The organism is Enterobacter cloacae complex sp. SHL018 (assembly GCF_049237905.1).
GTDB classification, from domain to species: domain Bacteria; phylum Pseudomonadota; class Gammaproteobacteria; order Enterobacterales; family Enterobacteriaceae; genus Enterobacter; species Enterobacter hormaechei_C.
On record NZ_JBMKJE010000002.1, the window covers coordinates 459,412 to 475,865 of the forward strand.

At 55.6% G+C, this 16,454-nt stretch carries 13 protein-coding genes and 1 riboswitch; of the genes, 9 read left to right on the top strand and 4 right to left on the bottom strand.

Annotated features, from left to right (window positions below; genetic code table 11):
* Window positions 1-186: 186 nt before the first annotated feature.
* From tolC to ACOTY5_RS12025, 3 genes are all read left to right on the top strand, one after another.
* Window positions 187-1,665, top strand: a complete 1,479-nt coding sequence (gene tolC / locus ACOTY5_RS12015; protein ID WP_017384041.1) for an outer membrane channel protein TolC — start codon at window positions 187-189, stop codon at window positions 1,663-1,665.
* A gap of 194 nt (window positions 1,666-1,859) precedes the next feature.
* The gene (locus ACOTY5_RS12020; RefSeq protein ID WP_045141812.1) at window positions 1,860-2,525 is read left to right on the top strand and encodes a DUF1190 family protein; all 666 of its coding nucleotides are present in this window, start codon (window positions 1,860-1,862) and stop codon (window positions 2,523-2,525) included.
* Between the two features lie 2 nt (window positions 2,526-2,527).
* The gene (locus ACOTY5_RS12025) at window positions 2,528-3,688 is read left to right on the top strand and encodes a glutathionylspermidine synthase family protein (protein ID WP_017384039.1); all 1,161 of its coding nucleotides are present in this window, start codon (window positions 2,528-2,530) and stop codon (window positions 3,686-3,688) included.
* Between the two features lie 82 nt (window positions 3,689-3,770).
* On the opposite strand, the gene ygiD is transcribed toward ACOTY5_RS12025, so the two are convergent.
* Window positions 3,771-4,559 carry a 4,5-DOPA dioxygenase extradiol gene (gene ygiD / locus ACOTY5_RS12030; protein WP_017692656.1) on the bottom strand — a complete coding sequence of 263 codons (789 nt, stop codon included), beginning with the start codon at window positions 4,557-4,559 and terminating at the stop codon, window positions 3,771-3,773.
* Between the two features lie 130 nt (window positions 4,560-4,689).
* On the opposite strand from ygiD, the gene zupT reads away from it, so the two are divergent.
* The 5 genes from zupT (at window position 4,690) to ACOTY5_RS12055 (ending at window position 10,627) form a co-directional block, all read left to right on the top strand.
* The gene (gene zupT, locus ACOTY5_RS12035) at window positions 4,690-5,463 is read left to right on the top strand and encodes a zinc transporter ZupT (protein WP_015571892.1); all 774 of its coding nucleotides are present in this window, start codon (window positions 4,690-4,692) and stop codon (window positions 5,461-5,463) included.
* A gap of 266 nt (window positions 5,464-5,729) precedes the next feature.
* On the top strand, window positions 5,730-6,290 hold the full coding sequence (locus tag ACOTY5_RS12040) for a fimbrial protein (protein WP_015571893.1): 561 nt from the start codon (window positions 5,730-5,732) through the stop codon (window positions 6,288-6,290).
* A 76-nt stretch (window positions 6,291-6,366) separates the two neighbouring features.
* A complete protein-coding gene (locus tag ACOTY5_RS12045) occupies window positions 6,367-8,811 on the top strand; it encodes a fimbria/pilus outer membrane usher protein (RefSeq protein WP_045141811.1) in 2,445 nt (814 codons plus the stop codon).
* A gap of 9 nt (window positions 8,812-8,820) precedes the next feature.
* A complete protein-coding gene (locus tag ACOTY5_RS12050; protein WP_045141810.1) occupies window positions 8,821-9,582 on the top strand; it encodes a fimbrial biogenesis chaperone in 762 nt (253 codons plus the stop codon).
* Window positions 9,566-10,627: a fimbrial protein gene (locus ACOTY5_RS12055; protein ID WP_045141809.1), complete on the top strand. Its 1,062-nt coding sequence runs from the start codon at window positions 9,566-9,568 to the stop codon at window positions 10,625-10,627. Before ACOTY5_RS12050 ends, ACOTY5_RS12055 begins: the two co-directional genes overlap by 17 nt.
* A gap of 44 nt (window positions 10,628-10,671) precedes the next feature.
* On the opposite strand, the gene ribB is transcribed toward ACOTY5_RS12055, so the two are convergent.
* Entirely contained in the window at window positions 10,672-11,325 is a 654-nt protein-coding gene (gene ribB / locus ACOTY5_RS12060; protein WP_015571897.1) for a 3,4-dihydroxy-2-butanone-4-phosphate synthase, read from the bottom strand.
* Window positions 11,326-11,430: 105 nt separating this feature from the next.
* Window positions 11,431-11,581, bottom strand: a riboswitch (FMN riboswitch).
* A gap of 120 nt (window positions 11,582-11,701) precedes the next feature.
* Here ribB and ubiK point away from each other — a divergent pair.
* Entirely contained in the window at window positions 11,702-11,998 is a 297-nt protein-coding gene (ubiK, locus tag ACOTY5_RS12065) for a ubiquinone biosynthesis accessory factor UbiK (protein ID WP_000566823.1), read from the top strand.
* Window positions 11,999-12,113: 115 nt separating this feature from the next.
* Here ubiK and hldE read toward each other — a convergent pair whose 3' ends face one another.
* The gene (hldE, locus tag ACOTY5_RS12070) at window positions 12,114-13,544 is read right to left on the bottom strand and encodes a bifunctional D-glycero-beta-D-manno-heptose-7-phosphate kinase/D-glycero-beta-D-manno-heptose 1-phosphate adenylyltransferase HldE (protein WP_015571898.1); all 1,431 of its coding nucleotides are present in this window, start codon (window positions 13,542-13,544) and stop codon (window positions 12,114-12,116) included.
* A gap of 40 nt (window positions 13,545-13,584) precedes the next feature.
* On the bottom strand, window positions 13,585-16,440 hold the full coding sequence (gene glnE / locus ACOTY5_RS12075; protein WP_040118126.1) for a bifunctional [glutamate--ammonia ligase]-adenylyl-L-tyrosine phosphorylase/[glutamate--ammonia-ligase] adenylyltransferase: 2,856 nt from the start codon (window positions 16,438-16,440) through the stop codon (window positions 13,585-13,587).
* Window positions 16,441-16,454: the final 14 nt, after the last annotated feature.

Sequence of the window (16,454 nt, forward strand, 5' to 3'; positions counted from 1 at the left end):
CAATGGTGATGAAATTGTGAATTTTAAGGCTGTTTGGCTGCCGTTTGTATGGCTATATGGTAGATTGGAGCAAATTACCGCCAGATGGCACGTTACGCCAACCTTTTGGTGTGGATGATTCTGTTAGAATCGGCAATTATTTTTAATTAGATCAGCGCTAATACTGCTTCACAACAAGGAATGCAAATGAAGAAATTGCTCCCCATCCTTATCGGCCTGAGCCTGACGGGCTTCAGTGCAATGAGCCAGGCAGAAAACCTGTTACAGGTCTACCAGCAGGCACGTCTGGGCAACCCTGATTTACGTAAATCAGCGGCCGATCGTGATGCTGCGTTTGAAAAGATTAACGAAGCACGTAGTCCACTGCTGCCGCAGTTAGGCTTAGGTGCAGATTATACCTACACTAACGGTTTTCGCGATAACAATGGCATCGATTCGAATGCCACCAGCGCCTCTTTACAGCTTACACAAACCCTGTTCGACATGTCCAAATGGCGTGAACTGAGCTTGCAGGAAAAGAGCGCCGGCATTCAGGATGTCACCTATCAAACCGATCAGCAGACGCTGATCCTGAATACCGCGACCGCCTATTTCCAGGTTCTGAGCGCGATTGACGCCCTCTCCTACACCGAAGCGCAGAAACAGGCGGTTTACCGTCAGTTAGATCAAACCACCCAGCGTTTTAACGTGGGCCTGGTCGCCATTACTGACGTGCAGAACGCCCGTTCACAGTACGATACCGTACTGGCTAACGAAGTGACCGCACGTAACAACCTCGACAACGCCCTGGAAGCACTGCGTCAGGTCACCGGTAACTACTATCCTGAGCTGGCCTCTCTGAACGTGGACAGTTTCAAAACGGACAAACCGCAGGCGGTTAACGCCCTGCTGAAAGAAGCGGAAAACCGCAACCTGACCTTGTTGCAGGCACGCCTGAGCCAGGATCTGGCGCGCGAGCAGATCCGTCTTGCACAGGATGGTCACCTGCCAACTCTGAGCCTGAGCGCCTCTACCGGCGTATCGGACACCAGCTACAGCGGGTCTAAAACGACCTCTCAGGCCTATGACGACAGCAACGTTGGCCAGAACAAAGTGGGTCTCAGCTTCTCTCTGCCGCTGTACCAGGGCGGGATGGTTAACTCTCAGGTGAAACAGGCGCAGTACAACTTTGTGGGCGCCAGTGAGCAGCTGGAAAGTGCACACCGCAACGTGGTGCAGACCGTGCGTTCTTCCTACAACAACGTAAATGCCTCTATCAGCAGCATCAACGCCTATAAACAGGCCGTCGTCTCTGCCCAGAGCTCACTGGATGCGAACGAAGCGGGTTACTCCGTAGGTACGCGTACCATCGTGGACGTGTTAGACGCAACGACCACGCTGTATAACGCGAAACAGCAGCTCTCCAGCGCACGTTATCAGTATCTGATTAACCAGCTGAACATCAAGCAGGCGCTGGGGACGCTGAACGAGCAGGATCTGCAAATGCTGAACAGCACGCTAGGCAAACCGGTCCCTACGTCGCCTGACAGCGTCGCGCCGGAAAATCCACAGCAGGATGCCGCCGTTGATAATTTCACCCCTAACAGCAGCGCCCCGCTTGCGCAGCCAGCGGCAGCGCGTAGCACCGCACCTGCCAGCAGCGGTACGAATCCGTTCCGTCATTAAGCCTTGCCCGATGGCGCTGAGCTTATCGGGCCTACTTAACCGTAGGCCGGGTAAGCACAGCGCCACCCGGCGCAAAATCACACCTGAACGTAAGCCAACGTAAAGATCCCCCGCATTTCGCCCCTCTTCGCTTCATTTTCAACCACTCATCCTCTATCCTGAGCGTTATTACCACTGGGTCCTGGAAGACAAATATGAAACGGACAAAAACGATGAACCACGCGTCGTTCCGCAAAAGCTGGAACGCACGCCACCTGACACCTGTCGCGCTGGCGGTCACCGCCGTCTTTATGCTGGCAGGCTGTGAGCAAAACGACGAAACGGTTTCGCTGTATCAAAACGCCGACGACTGCGCGAACGCAACCGGTAAAGCCGCTGAGTGTACGACGGCCTATAACAACGCCCTCAAAGAAGCGGAACGTACCGCGCCGAAATATGCCTCTCGCGAAGACTGTGTAGCCGAATTCGGTGAAGGCCAGTGCCAGCAGGCACCTGCTCAGGCGGGTATGGCACCGGAAAACCAGGCGCAGGCACAGTCCAGCGGCAGCTTCTGGATGCCGCTGATGGCGGGTTATATGATGGGCCGTTTGATGAGCGGCGGTGCGGGCTACCAGCAGCAGCCGCTGTTTAGCTCCAAAAACCCGAACAGCCCGGCCTACGGTAAATACACCGATGCCACCGGCAAGGGTTACGGTGCTGCAACGCCAGGCCGTACGATGACCGTACCGAAAACCGCAATGGCGCCGAAACCAGCCACCACCAGCACCATTACCCGTGGCGGCTTTGGTGAGTCTGTTGCCAAACAAACCACCATGCAGCGTAGTGCGACCGGCTCCTCAACTCGCTCAATGGGCGGCTGATCATGGAACGAGTCAGTATTGTTGAGCGTCCGGACTGGCGCGAAAAAGCCACCGAATACGGTTTCAACTTTCACACCATGTACGGCGAGCCGTACTGGTGTGAAGATGCTTACTATAAGCTCACGCTCGCTCAGGTCGAAAAGCTTGAAGAGGTAACCGCAGAGCTGCACCAGATGTGCCTGAAGGTAGTAGAAAAAGTCATCGACAGCGATGAGCTGATGACCAAATTCCGCATTCCGAAGCACACCTGGAGTTTTGTTCGTCAGTCCTGGAAAACGAACCAGCCTTCGCTCTACTCTCGCCTCGATCTGGCATGGGATGGCGTGGGTGAACCGAAGCTTTTAGAAAACAACGCGGATACACCAACCTCTCTGTACGAAGCCGCGTTCTTCCAGTGGATCTGGCTGGAAGATCAGGCGAATGCCGGAAACTTGCCCGAAGGCAGCGACCAGTTCAACAGCCTTCAGGAAAAGCTGATTGAGCGTTTCGTCGAACTGCGTGAACAGCACGGTTTCAACCTGTTGCACCTCGCCTGCTGCCGCGATACCGAAGAAGATCGCGGTACGGTTCAGTATTTGCAGGACTGCGCAGCCGAAGCGGAAGTGGCGACGGAATTCCTCTATATCGAAGATATCGGTTTAGGTGAAAAAGGTCAGTTTACGGACATGCAGGATCAGGTCATCAGCAACCTGTTCAAGCTCTATCCGTGGGAATACATGCTGCGGGAAATGTTCTCTACCAAACTGGAAGACGCCGGCGTGCGCTGGCTGGAACCGGCCTGGAAGAGCATTATCTCCAATAAAGCCCTGCTGCCGATGCTGTGGGAGATGTTCCCGAATCACCCGAACCTGCTGCCTGCTTACTTTGCTGAAGATGATTTCCCACCGATGGAGAAATACGTCGTTAAGCCAATCTTCTCCCGAGAAGGGGCAAACGTCTCGATTATCGAAAACGGTAAAACGCTGGAAGCGGTTGAAGGGCCGTACGGTGAAGAAGGGATGATCGTCCAGGCGTTTTATCAACTGCCGAAGTTTGGCGACAGCTATACGTTGATCGGCAGCTGGCTTATTAACGATCAGCCTGCCGGGATTGGCATTCGCGAAGATCGCGCGCTGATTACGCAGGATCTGTCGCGTTTCTACCCGCATATTTTCGTCGAGTAAGACTTGCCCGGTGGCGCTACGCTTACCGGGCCTACGCTCAATATGTAGGTCGGGTAAGGCGAAGCCGCCACCCGACATGTGTTTACCCCACCTGCACCGACAGCATACTCAAACTTCCCATCTCAATACCGTCGACCGGGATTGTAATAACCTCCTGACCATCCCACGCGCCTAATACATACAGCAATGGCAAGAAGTGTTCCGGCGTCGGGTTAGAGAGCGAACCGCCGTCGTGATCCAGATAGTTCACCAAAGGGTGTCGTTCGGCCGGCCCTTGCCAGGTCAGGTTGTCTTTTACATAGTCATTAAAGGCTGTTGCCCAGGGGTACGGCGTATTTTCACCGTGCCAGCGTACCGTACGCAGATTGTGTACCACGTTGCCACTGGCAATCAGCATGATGCCCTCATCACGAAGCGAAGCCAGCTTACGCCCCATCTCCATGTGCCAGGCAGCCGGTTTGGTGCTGTCGATACTCAGTTGCACCATCGGGATATCGGCATCCGGATACATTTTGATCAACACCCCCCATGAGCCGTGGTCAAAGCCCCAGGCTTCTTTGTCCAGCGCAACCGGAACAGGGGCGAGCAGATCAACCAGCCGCTGCGCCAGCTCGGGGGAGCCCGGAGCAGGATAATGCGTGTCATACAGCGCCTGCGGAAAGCCGCCAAAATCATGAATCGTTTTTGGCGCTTCCATGGCCGTCACACCGGTACCCCGGGTAAACCAGTGCGCAGAGACCACCACAATTGCCTTCGGACGCGGTAACGTCTCACCCAGCTGACGCCAGGCACGGGTATAGACGTTATCTTCCAGGACGTTCATTGGGCTGCCATGGCCTAAAAACAGTGCTGGCATACGAGAAGAAGACATGGTGATATCCTTAGAGGAGGTGTCAATGTGATGGGCCTACATTACGCGCATTCAGGTGAAGATGAACGCAGATAACCGTGAAGATCATCATCAGGAAATTTGAATGTCAGATATCGCTTAAGGAGAATGCATGTCAGTACCGTTGATTTTGACCTTACTCGCGGGCGCCGCAACCTTTATCGGTGCGTTCCTCGGGGTACTCGGGCAAAAACCCTCTAATCGCCTTCTGGCCTTCTCGCTGGGTTTCGCCGCCGGGATCATGCTGCTTATCTCGCTGATGGAGATGCTGCCCGCCGCGCTTCACACCGAAGGTATGTCGCCTGTTCTGGGCTATGGCATGTTTATCATTGGACTGCTGGGTTATTTTGCGCTCGACCGTATTCTTCCTCACGCGCACCCGCAGGATTTAATGCAAAAAAGCGTTACCCCCATCCCGGGCAATATCAAACGCACGGCCATTCTGCTGACGCTGGGTATCAGCCTGCATAACTTTCCGGAAGGTATCGCCACCTATGTCACGGCCAGCAGCAACCTGGAAATGGGTTTTGGTGTGGCGCTGGCCGTGGCTTTGCACAATATTCCTGAAGGACTTGCCGTTGCCGGGCCCGTTTATGCCGCCACGGGTTCAAAACGTACGGCGGTCTTTTGGGCGGGTATCTCCGGGATGGCTGAAATTCTCGGCGGCGTGCTGGCGTGGCTGATCCTCGGTAGTCTCGTCTCCCCGATTGTGATGGCTGCAATTATGGCTGCCGTGGCCGGGATTATGGTCGCGCTCTCTGTCGATGAGCTGATGCCGCTGGCGAAAGAGATCGATCCCAACAATAACCCCAGCTACGGCGTACTGTGTGGAATGTCAGTGATGGGGATGAGTCTGGTACTGCTGCAAACGGCCGGTATTGGCTAAGAATTTATGCCTCCGTTTTATACGGAGGCTATATATTATTCAAAAAAACAATCCTATATATTTCACCTATAATAACCTGAAAAATATAGACCTGTTAAAATCCCGAAAAACCACGCCTCTTAAGATAGCCTGCAAATATTAATTAAAACCATCTAAAAATATATTTAAGTCATGTTAATCGCGTCTCCCCACCCCAATTCGTATACTTCGCGAGTATTCTGAAATTAATATTCACATTATGAATCACTCTGAAAAAGGATATTTTCATGTATATGGGTAAAAAACTACTGTTAGCGACGGCTATGGCAGTCATTGTATCGGGTGCTGCTTTTGCAGATGATCAAGGCTCAGGAAAAATCACATTCAAAGGTATTGTTATTGACGCACCGTGCAGTATCGCACCAGACAGCGTTGATAAAGAAGTCGATCTGGGTGAGGTGACCACGGCTGTTATCAACGCCAACAAAAAATCCACGCCGGTTCCGGTCGATATCAATCTGGAAAACTGCCAGCTTGACGATCCGGCAGACGAGACCGACACGCCAATTACCAAAGTGGATGTGACCTTTACCAGCGCAGCGACAGACGCGGCGGATACCAGCCTGATGAGCAACACCTATGCAAGCGGTGCGCAGAACGTGGGGGTGCGTCTGCTGGATAACGCGGAGTCTGCTATCACACTGGGAGAAGCCAACGAGGTTGAGTTGCTGGCGGGTTCAACCACCCAGACGCTGCATTTCAAAGCGGTTATGGAAGTCCCTACAGGTAAAACTGCGACGGCAGGCCAGGTTGAAGCCACGGCTAACTACGTCCTGATGTACAAATAATTCTGTTACGTCACGGCACCAGCCGACTGGTAATTCATACCGGTCGGCACTCTCTATTTACTCGAGTAACAGGATGATGACATACAAATTACAATGGATAATCATCATTGCGTCCCTGTTAATGACGAAAGTTGCCTCTGCCACCGAGTTTAATATAAACGCCATCGATAAAGATCAGCGCGGCAGCGTCGATTTATCACTGTTTAAAGATCAAATATCGGTTACGCCGGGAAGCTATTTCGTTACGGTTGCCGTCAATGATATTCCGCTGGCAAATGGCTGGCAGCTTCGCTGGCGAGAAATAAATAACGCCGTTCAGGTCTGTATTCCCCCCGAGCTGGTCGATACCTTTGCGTTGCAGGATGACGTTCGCCACGCTTTGCCTGAGAAAGAGGGATGCGTTGATTTCGCCGCCAGACCAGACATCAAATTTACTTTTGAGCAAGGCAGCCAGACCCTGAAAGTGACCATCCCCCAGGCGTGGCTGCAATACCGTGCGGTTGACTGGATGCCGCCATCCACCTGGGACATCGGCGTGCCGGGCGTACTGCTGGATTACAATCTTTTTGCCAGCCATTATCAGCCCAATAGCGGCAGCAACAATGACAACGCCAATACCTATGGCACCGCCGGTGCGAACATGGGCGCGTGGCGGCTACGCAGCGATTACCAGTACACGCAAAGCCATACTGACGCAGGCTCGGAGCATAATGGACGTTTTTCACGCGTGTATATGTTCCGCCCTCTGCCCTCGATCGGTGCGAAACTGACGTTGGGTGAAACGGATTTCCAGTCCGCAATTTTTGACGCCTTTACCTACACCGGCGCATCGCTAATCAGCGATGAACGTATGCTGCCATGGTCGCTGCGCGGCTATGCCCCGCAGATTACCGGGATAGCGCAAACCAACGCCACGGTAACCGTAAGCCTTGCCGATCGCGTGATTTACCAGAGTAAAGTGCCGCCAGGTCCTTTTGTTATTCAGGATCTTAACCAGTCGGTTCAGGGCACGCTGGACGTCAAAGTCACGGAAGAGGATGGACGCGACAGCACCTTCCAGGTCTCGGCCGAATCCGTACCATTTTTAACGCGCAAGGGTCAGGTGCGCTACAAGCTCGCGGCGGGTAAAGCGCGCCAGGGTGCCTCCCATGACGTTGAAGATAACGCCTTCATGAGCGGCGAATTTTCCTGGGGCATGCTGTCGCACACCTCCCTGTATGGCGGTACGCTGGCCGATGGCGACCGCTATCGTTCCGTCGCTGCCGGAATCGGCCAGAATATGGCCTGGCTGGGGGCGCTCTCTTTTGACGTCACGCAGGCCACCAGCCAACTGCCACACCAGCGCAGCCAGACGGGATACAGCTATCGCATTAACTACAGCAAGCGTTTCGATACCACCGGCAGTCAGCTTACGCTCGCCAGCTACCGCTACTCAGATCCACAGTTTTTGAGCTACGCCCGCTACCTTGATTATGACGACGGTGACCGCCAGTCGGAAAAACAAACCCTGAGCGTGACGGCAAGCCAGTACATTTCGGCGTTATCCCTGAACCTGTACGTCAATATGCTGCGTCAGACATGGTGGAATAATTCACCCTCCACGACCGGCAGTATCACGGCGGGCTACAACTTTGATATGGGCCACTGGAAGAACCTTGGCGTAACCCTGTCCTGGAGTAAAACGCATTACGATGAGAAAGACGAAAGTGACGATACTCAGTTCTATCTCTCGCTCAGCGTACCGCTCGATCCCGATCATCGACTTAACTATGACCTGCGTAACCGCGACACGCTGACCCATAACGTGTCGTGGTACGACACGTCGGATCGCAATAACACCTGGGGCGTTTCCGCGGGCGCGGAGAGCGGGAAGCCAGATTCCGGGGCGCAGTTCAGCGGGAATTATCAGCATTATTCTGCGTACGGCGATCTTAATCTCTCCGGCAGCTATAAAGCTGACGAATATAACTCCCTTAGCGCGAGCTGGAGCGGTTCCTTCACCTCAACGGTGAAAGGCGCCGCGCTGCACCGGCGCAGCTACGGTAATGAACCCCGCGTAATGGTCAGCACCGACGGGGTAGGCAATATCCTGCTGAACATGTCGCGAGATGAGACCAACCGTTTTGGCATCGGCGTTTTACCGTCATTCTCCAGCTATTCCCCCTCCAGCGTGCAGATCAATATGAACAACCTTCCGGATGGCGTGGACGTGGACAACCGCGTCGTGACCTCAACCTGGACTGAGGGGGCCATTGGTTTTCGTCAGATTGCCACGCGTGCAGGTCAGGACGTGGCAGGCGTTCTGCGGATGTCATCAGGAACGCCACCGCTCGGGGCGATTGTTCGCCTGGAAGCAAACGATTTGCAGGTTGGGATGGTGGCCGATGAAGGCCACGTCTGGCTGGGCGCCGTTGAGCCAGAACAGCAGTTTCGCGTGACATGGGGCGACAACCAACAGTGTCGCTTCTCGTTACCTTCTCACTTAGAAAACAGTATGCAGTTGATACTGCCGTGTCAGTAAGAAATCATCATGAAATTAACGCCGATTAAAAGCCTGTGCCTGATGCTAATCAGCACAGCATTTACCACCCATGCGGCCATTAACCTGGACCGCACGCGCATTGTTTTTCCAGAAAGCGACAAGGCCAGCAGCCTGAAAGTGGACAACCAGAGCAAGGCGCTGCCTTATCTGGCGCTCTCCTGGATTGAAGATGAAAAGGGGCAAAAAGAAGATATGCACTTTATGGCGCTTCCCCCTATTCAACGTATCGAAGCAGGCGCCTCGTCGCAGGTAAGAATTGTTAAACAAGCCGCTACCCGCCAGCTGCCAAAAGACAGGGAATCGCTGTTTTATTTCAACCTGCGTGAAGTACCGCCAAAAAGCACCAGCACCAGCGAGGAGCGCAGCGTGATGCAGGTTGCCATGCAGAGCCGAATCAAGCTGTTCTGGCGTCCGGAAGCGATTCGCAAAAAACCTGGCGAACTGACTGAAATGCGCATGGAAATTACCGCCAGCGCGAAAGGACTCACGATCCACAACCCTACGCCGTACTACATCACGCTGGCGTGGCTGAGCAAAAATGCCAAAACCATGCTGCCGGGTTTTGACAGTCTGATGATTGCGCCTTTCGCCACGGCAACCGCCTCTACCGGCGATTACCACGGTAGTTATTACAGCATCGGCTATATCGACGATTACGGCGCCCTAAAAAAAGTCGACTTGCAGTGCACCGGAACGGCGCTATGTAAACTTACCGAACGGAAAATCGATAAAGATGCAAAAGCTCGCTAGTTTCCTGTTTATACTGCTGCTTTCAGCGCTGCCTTTGAAAGATGCGCTGGCGCTTAACTGCTATCTGGGTGGATCTGGCGGCCCCGTCGAGGAGACAAAAACGATCACCCCTTTTGCGATACCCAGCAACGCTCAGGTTGGTCAAAAAATATGGGAGTCTGATGACATTAAAATTCCGGTGACGTGTGATAACAACGTCACGAGCAATTTTGAGCTGGAAGATGTCTTTGCATGGGTGAACCCTTATCCTGCCGCAACCGATCCCTATTATGAACTGGGCGTCACCTATGAAGGCATAGATTACGATGCCACGGGCCAGCCCAACGGCGTGGATACCCGCCAGTGCCTGGACAACGATAACATCACCATTTACACCGCGGATCAAATCCGCCAGATGGGTTGGGAGAATCGCATCTGCTCCGGCAATCCGGATGATATCCATATTTCACGCACGTTCGTCGCCCGATTACGACTTTTCGTGCGAATTAAGGCTATGCCGCCACATGGTTATATCAGTTCGCTCAGCGATTACATCGTTGTGCAGTTTGACGGTAAGGGTGGCGTTAATCAGATGGCCGACGCGAAGAACCTCAAGTATCACATCAACGGACTGCAAAACATTACGGTGCTTGATTGTGGAGCGACGTTTAGCATTTTCCCTGAAAATCAGGAGATCGACTTCGGCGCCTTCAGCGCGCGCGACATTGTGAATCAGCAGACGCGTATGCGCACGTTTTCAATACGAACCACCAAAGTGCAGGATGCCCAGTGCTCGGACGGATTTAAGATGGACTCGTCGTTTTACACAACCGAAACGCTTAGCGCAGACGACACCGCGGTACTGATAGGGAATGGGTTAAAGCTGCGTATTCTTAACGGAACGGAGCCTTACACCTTCAACCAGTACAAGGAGTACGCCGATTTTACAGGCGATACGATGAATGTTGAGCAAAACTACACGGCTGAGCTTTCACGGGAAGAAGGGAAAGCGATTCAGTCCGGGCCGTTTGAAACCGTGGTACTGTTCAAAATTAACTACCACTAGAAACAAAAAAGCCGGGTTTCCCCGGCTTTTTCACATCAGCATGTTTAGCTGGCTTTGCGCTCGTGCGCCCGGCGGTACTCAACCAGATCTTCAATCGTCACCACTGGCATATTGTGCAGTCGCGCAAAGGTGATGCACTCCGGCGCGCGCGCCATGGTGCCATCATCGTTGGTCAGTTCGCACAGCACGCCTGCGGGTTTGAAGCCAGCCAGCGTCACCAGATCGATGGTCGCTTCGGTATGACCACCACGGGTCAGCACGCCGCCCGGCTGCGCGCGCAGCGGGAAGACGTGACCAGGGCGGTGCAGATCGGATGGTTTCGCACCATCAGCAATCGCTGCACGCACGGTAGTCAGGCGGTCAGCCGCCGACACACCGGTGGTTACGCCATGCGCTGCTTCAATGGTCACGGTGAAGCCGGTACCAAAGGCGCTGGTGTTGTTTTCAACCATCATCGGCAGATCAAGCTGCTTGCGACGGTCTTCGGTGATGCACAGGCATACGATGCCGCTACCGTGACGGATGGTCAGCGCCATCTGCTCAACGGTCATGTTCTCGGCGGCAAAAATCATGTCGCCTTCGTTTTCACGGTTTTCATCGTCAAGCACCATCACACCGCGGCCTTCGCGCAGTGCATCCAGTGCATGTTCAACACGTTGAGTTGAAGTGCCAAAAGAGGAAAGTAGCGTCTGATTCATGGTAAAAAAACCTCATTAACTTTATGGTTACCAGAATCAGGGCAGTCTTAGGAGCGCCGTACTAGCGGCAAAAAAATAACGTGAGCGGGCCATGCCCGACTGGATCGTTACTCTCTCCCATCCGGACTCTAACCGTCGGCCCCGGAATTACACCGGATCTGCTGACCTTTGAGAATTCACCCAAAGCGCTCGCGGGCTTTCAGCGTTAAGCTGATTTACCGCCGGTGGGGAATTTCGCCCCGCCCTGAGAATAAGCGAGATAACTATAACGCTATTGATTACCCTGGGCAATGCATAAGCTTCAAACAATTTTGTTTAACCCACGGCATGACGCGCTACAATAGGCACTAACACCTTTTCATCAAGGGAAACGACAATGATTGACCCAAAGAAAATTGAGCAGATCGCGCGTCAGGTTCATGAGTCCATGCCGAAAGGTATTCGTGAGTTTGGTGATGACGTTGAGAAGAAAATCCGCCAGACGTTGCAGGCACAGTTGGTTCGCCTTGATTTAGTCAGTCGCGAAGAGTTTGACGTGCAGACGCAGGTGCTGCTGCGCACCCGCGAGAAGCTGGCGCTGCTGGAACAGCGTCTGAGCGAGCTGGAGAGCCGCAATGCGCCGGAAGAAGTGAAGCCAGCGCCAGCTATTCCACCGGTGGATGACCAGGCATAAGTGCGGCCTGTTGTGCCCGGTGGCGGCTACGCCTTACCGGGCCTGGATGAACGCGTAGGTCGGGTAAGGCGCAGCCGCCACCCGACATAAAAAAACGGGCCTGTTGGCCCGTTTTTTACTGACTGTCTTTCTGGATCTTCTTAATGATGTTGGTGGTTGAACACCCGTCCTCAAAGTTGAGCACCATCACTTCACCGCCATTCGCCCAGACCTCTTCGCTACCTGCGATTTGCTCTGGTTTGTAATCGCCGCCCTTCACCAGCAGGTCAGGCAGGATCCCGGCAATCAGGCGCTGCGGGGTGTCTTCTTCAAATGAGACCACCCAGTCCACCGCTTCCAGCGCGCCGAGCACTATCATGCGCTGCTCCAGCGGGTTCACCGGACGCGTTTCACCCTTCAGACGTTTGGTTGAGGCATCGCTGTTGACCGCCACAATCAGGCGATCGCCCAGCTTACGCGCGTTCGCCAGATACGACACATGACCCGCGTGCAGGATGTCGAACACGCCGTTGGTCATCACCACTTTTTCACCGCGTTTGCGCGCGGCAGCAACGGCCACTTTCAGCTCGTCTTCGGTCATGACGCCAAAGCCGGTATCCGCACGCCCACGCACCGCGTTTTCCAGCTCGATTGGCGAAACGGTGGAGGTCCCGAGTTTACCAACGACCACGCCCGCCGCGGCGTTCGCGAAGTAGCATGCTTCTTCCAGGGAGTTACCCGCCGCCAGCGTCGCCGCCAGCACGCCAATCACCGTATCACCGGCACCGGTCACGTCGTACACTTCCTGCGCCTGGGTTGGCATATGCAGCGGCGCCTTGCCCGGTTGCAGCAGCGTCATGCCCTGCTCGGAACGGGTCACCAGCAGCGCAGACAGCTCGAAATCAGCGATGATTTTCATGCCGCGCTCAACCAGCTCTTCTTCAGTTTTGCACTTGCCCGCCACCGCTTCGAATTCAGAGAGGTTTGGCGTCAGCAGGGTTGCGCCGCGATAGCGCTCAAAATCGGTGCCTTTCGGATCGATCAGCACCGGTACGCTGGCTTTACGCGCCAGCTGGATCATGGTCTGCACGCTCGCCAGCGCGCCTTTGGCATAATCAGACAGCACCAGCGCGCCGATATTGCCCAGCGCCTGGCTAATACGCTCGTGCAGCGGCTCAGGATCAACGCCTTCGAATCCTTCTTCGAAATCGAGGCGGATCAGCTGCTGGTTACGCGACAGGACGCGCAGCTTGGTGATGGTTGGGTGGGTCGGAACAGAAACGAAGTCGCACTTCACGTTCACGTCCGCCAGCGACTGACTCAGGGCACGCGCCGCATCGTCAATGCCGGTCAGGCCCACCAGACGCGAATGCGCGCCCAGCGAGGCTATGTTCATCGCCACGTTTGCCGCGCCGCCTGGACGCTCTTCAATGGTGTCGACCTTAACTACCGGCACCGGCGCTTCCGGAGAGATACGGCTGGTCGGCCCATACCAGTAGCGATCCAGCATCACATCACCGACAACCATAACTCCAGCACGTTCAAACTCTGGCAGTGTTACTTTCATTCCTGACTCCAGAAAGATTCACAATTTGCGCGCGATAATATCACACTTGTTTTGTTACGCACGGTTCCACCAGCCACTTCTGCCAGCTTGTGGTCACCTGCGCGCGTTCATCGGCGAAACAGTCCAGCGCCACATGGCCCGGCTGTTCCTGTAAGGCCAGATGGTGCAACTCATCACGCAGCGTGGTGTAGGCGCGGGTTAATGCCTGCGCCTCCTGCTCATCCATAATGTCGTTCTGCGCCAGCAGTTCCAGTATGCGCACGTTATCCGACCAGCGGGTCAGCTTCGGCTTATCGTGCGCGTGCAGCAGCACCAGGTACTGAGTGATAAACTCGATATCGGTAATGCCGCCTTCATCGGCTTTAATATCAAAGCGATCGCGATGTTTGTTGCCAAGGTGCGCGCGCATCTTCTCCCGCATTTCCCGCACTTCGGTTTGCAGCGTACTGCCCTCGCGCGGGGTCGTCATGACCGCCTTGCGGATCGCATCGAACTGCGTTTTGAGCTGCGGATCGCCGTATACCACGCGGGCGCGCACCAGCGCCTGATGCTCCCACGTCCAGGCTTCGTTCTTCTGATAGTCGGCGAAAGCCTCCGTCGAGGTGACCAGCATGCCTGCCGCGCCGGACGGGCGCAGACGCGCATCCACTTCATACAGAATGCCGGATGAGGTGCGGGTGCTGAACAGGTGCATAATGCGCTGGGCCAGACGCAGGTAGAACTGCCGCCCGTCAATCTCACGTTCGCCGTCGGTCATGACGTCTGCCGGACAGTCGTGGAGGAAAATCAGATCCAGATCGGAGCTGTAGCCCAGCTCCCAGCCGCCCAGCTTGCCGTAACCCACCACCGCAAAACCGCGGCCTTCGCGCTCTGCAAGGTGTTTCGGCTGCCCGTAGCGGGCCACCATCTGCACCCACGCCTGATGGACAACCGCGTCGATGATCGCTTCCGCCAGCCAGGTTAAGTGATCGCTCACTTTCATTACCGGCAGGGTGCCGGCGATATCTGCCGCCGCCACGCGCAGCATCTGCGCCTGCTTAAACTGACGAAGCGCCTCAAGCTGTTGCTCTTCGTCCTCTTCCGGTACGCGCAGCAGATACTGACGCAGCTCGTCGCGGTAGGCATCCGTCGCCGTCGGCTGATACAGCGTATTCGGGTCGAGCAGTTCGTCCAGCAGCAGCGGATAACGCGCCAGCTTGTTCGCCACCATCGGCGAGGCGGCGCAGAGAGAAATCAGGTGCTTCAGCGCGCCGGGAAACTCGCTTAACAGTTCAAGGTAAGTGGTACGCGTGACGATCCCGCTCAGCAGCGGCATCATGCGCGACAGCGGCACCGGCGCATCCTCGCGGGAGCAGACATCGCTCAGCAGATGCGGCATCAGATGATCCAGCACCTGACGACCACGTGGGCCAATGGCGCGTTTGTTCAGTTCGAAGCGGAAATCGGCAATCAGCGCCACCACGCGATGGCGGGCATCGTCGCTTAAGTGCGCCAGCACCGGCGTGGTGTCATCTTCCTGGAGCGCGTCCTGCCACAGCTCGCGCCAGTGCTCGGAGAGCGCATCGTCCTGCGATTCGCTTTCGTCGTCGCCGATCAGATCGTTAAAGATGCGGCGCACGCCCGCCATATGCGCTTCCAGCCGTTGCGTCAGCGCCGCCCAGTCATCCACCCGCATCCCCCAGGCCAGACGCGCCCGGTTCAGCTCGTCGCCCGGTAACGTCTGGGTCTGTTCGTCGTTGATACTTTGCAGCAAATTTTCCAGACGACGCAGGAAGAGGTAAGAGTCACGCAGCGTTTGCGCATCGCCTTCCGGCAGCAGATGCAGCTGTTCGATAGCGCTCAGGGTCGGCAGCAGCGAGCGGGATTGCAGAGAAGGTTCACGCCCGCCGCGTATCAGCTGGAAGACCTGGACGATAAATTCGATCTCACGAATACCGCCCGCGCCGAGCTTGATGTTGTCTTTCAGGCCACGGCGACGCACCTCGCGGGCAATCATCCCTTTCATATTTCGCAGGGACTGGATCACGCTGAAGTCGATGTAGCGGCGGAACACAAACGGGCGCAGCATGGCGCGCAGCTCGTTGGCCCAGGCATCGTCGCTGTCACCCATGATCCGAGCTTTGACCATCGCGTAACGCTCCCAGTCGCGCCCCTGCTCCTGGTAATAATCTTCCAGCGCGGCAAAGCTCAGCACCAGCGGACCGCTGTCGCCAAACGGACGCAAACGCATGTCCACGCGGTAGACAAAACCATCCTGGGTGGGCTGATCCAGTGCCTTAATCAGCCGCTGCCCCAGGCGAGTAAAGAACTGGGCGTTGTCCAGCTCGCGACGACCGCCGCGCGTGGAGCCGTTCTCCGGCCAGGCAAAAATCAGATCGATGTCTGAGGAGAAATTGAGCTCGCAGCCGCCCAGCTTGCCCATCCCCAGAATCAACAGCGGTTGCGGAACCCCGTCTTCGCTGCACGGCGTGCCCCACTCTTTACAGCAGGCGGCGTAGAGCCAGTCCCGCGCGGCGACAATCAACGTCTGCGCCAGCTCGCTCAACTGCTGCAAGGTACTCTCTTCGCTCACCAGCTCCAGCGCCTGCGCCCAGGCAATGCGTACCATCACCCGGCGGCGGAACTGACGCAGTACGCGCATCAGCGTGGCTTCGTCTGCCACCTCTGCCAGCGCGGTTTGCAGCCAGCCAGCATAATGCCGCCACTCGTCAGCCTGCGGCGGCGCGCTTTCCAGCTCTGCCAGCCAGTCCGGGTTGGCGCTGACGCTCTCCTGCACAAAATCACTGAACGTGAGCACGCTTTTCGCCTGCTCGCTTAACGATGACGCGGGTAACGACTCAGGCAGGCGTTCGCAAACGGTCTGCCAGTGCTGCTGTAACTGCGAAGAAAGCGGCATATCAGGGGTTCCTT

What these genes read in the sequence shown, in the direction of transcription:
- tolC (WP_017384041.1), top strand. Translation starts at nt 187, where the DNA reads ATGAAGAAATTGCTCCCCATCCTTATCGGCCTGAGCCTGACGGGCTTC.
- ACOTY5_RS12020 (WP_045141812.1), top strand. Translation starts at nt 1,860, where the DNA reads ATGAAACGGACAAAAACGATGAACCACGCGTCGTTCCGCAAAAGCTGG.
- ACOTY5_RS12025 (WP_017384039.1), top strand. Translation starts at nt 2,528, where the DNA reads ATGGAACGAGTCAGTATTGTTGAGCGTCCGGACTGGCGCGAAAAAGCC.
- ygiD (WP_017692656.1), bottom strand. Translation starts at nt 4,559, where the DNA reads ATGTCTTCTTCTCGTATGCCAGCACTGTTTTTAGGCCATGGCAGCCCA.
- zupT (WP_015571892.1), top strand. Translation starts at nt 4,690, where the DNA reads ATGTCAGTACCGTTGATTTTGACCTTACTCGCGGGCGCCGCAACCTTT.
- ACOTY5_RS12040 (WP_015571893.1), top strand. Translation starts at nt 5,730, where the DNA reads ATGTATATGGGTAAAAAACTACTGTTAGCGACGGCTATGGCAGTCATT.
- ACOTY5_RS12045 (WP_045141811.1), top strand. Translation starts at nt 6,367, where the DNA reads ATGACATACAAATTACAATGGATAATCATCATTGCGTCCCTGTTAATG.
- ACOTY5_RS12050 (WP_045141810.1), top strand. Translation starts at nt 8,821, where the DNA reads ATGAAATTAACGCCGATTAAAAGCCTGTGCCTGATGCTAATCAGCACA.
- ACOTY5_RS12055 (WP_045141809.1), top strand. Translation starts at nt 9,566, where the DNA reads ATGCAAAAGCTCGCTAGTTTCCTGTTTATACTGCTGCTTTCAGCGCTG.
- ribB (WP_015571897.1), bottom strand. Translation starts at nt 11,325, where the DNA reads ATGAATCAGACGCTACTTTCCTCTTTTGGCACTTCAACTCAACGTGTT.
- ubiK (WP_000566823.1), top strand. Translation starts at nt 11,702, where the DNA reads ATGATTGACCCAAAGAAAATTGAGCAGATCGCGCGTCAGGTTCATGAG.
- hldE (WP_015571898.1), bottom strand. Translation starts at nt 13,544, where the DNA reads ATGAAAGTAACACTGCCAGAGTTTGAACGTGCTGGAGTTATGGTTGTC.
- glnE (WP_040118126.1), bottom strand. Translation starts at nt 16,440, where the DNA reads ATGCCGCTTTCTTCGCAGTTACAGCAGCACTGGCAGACCGTTTGCGAA.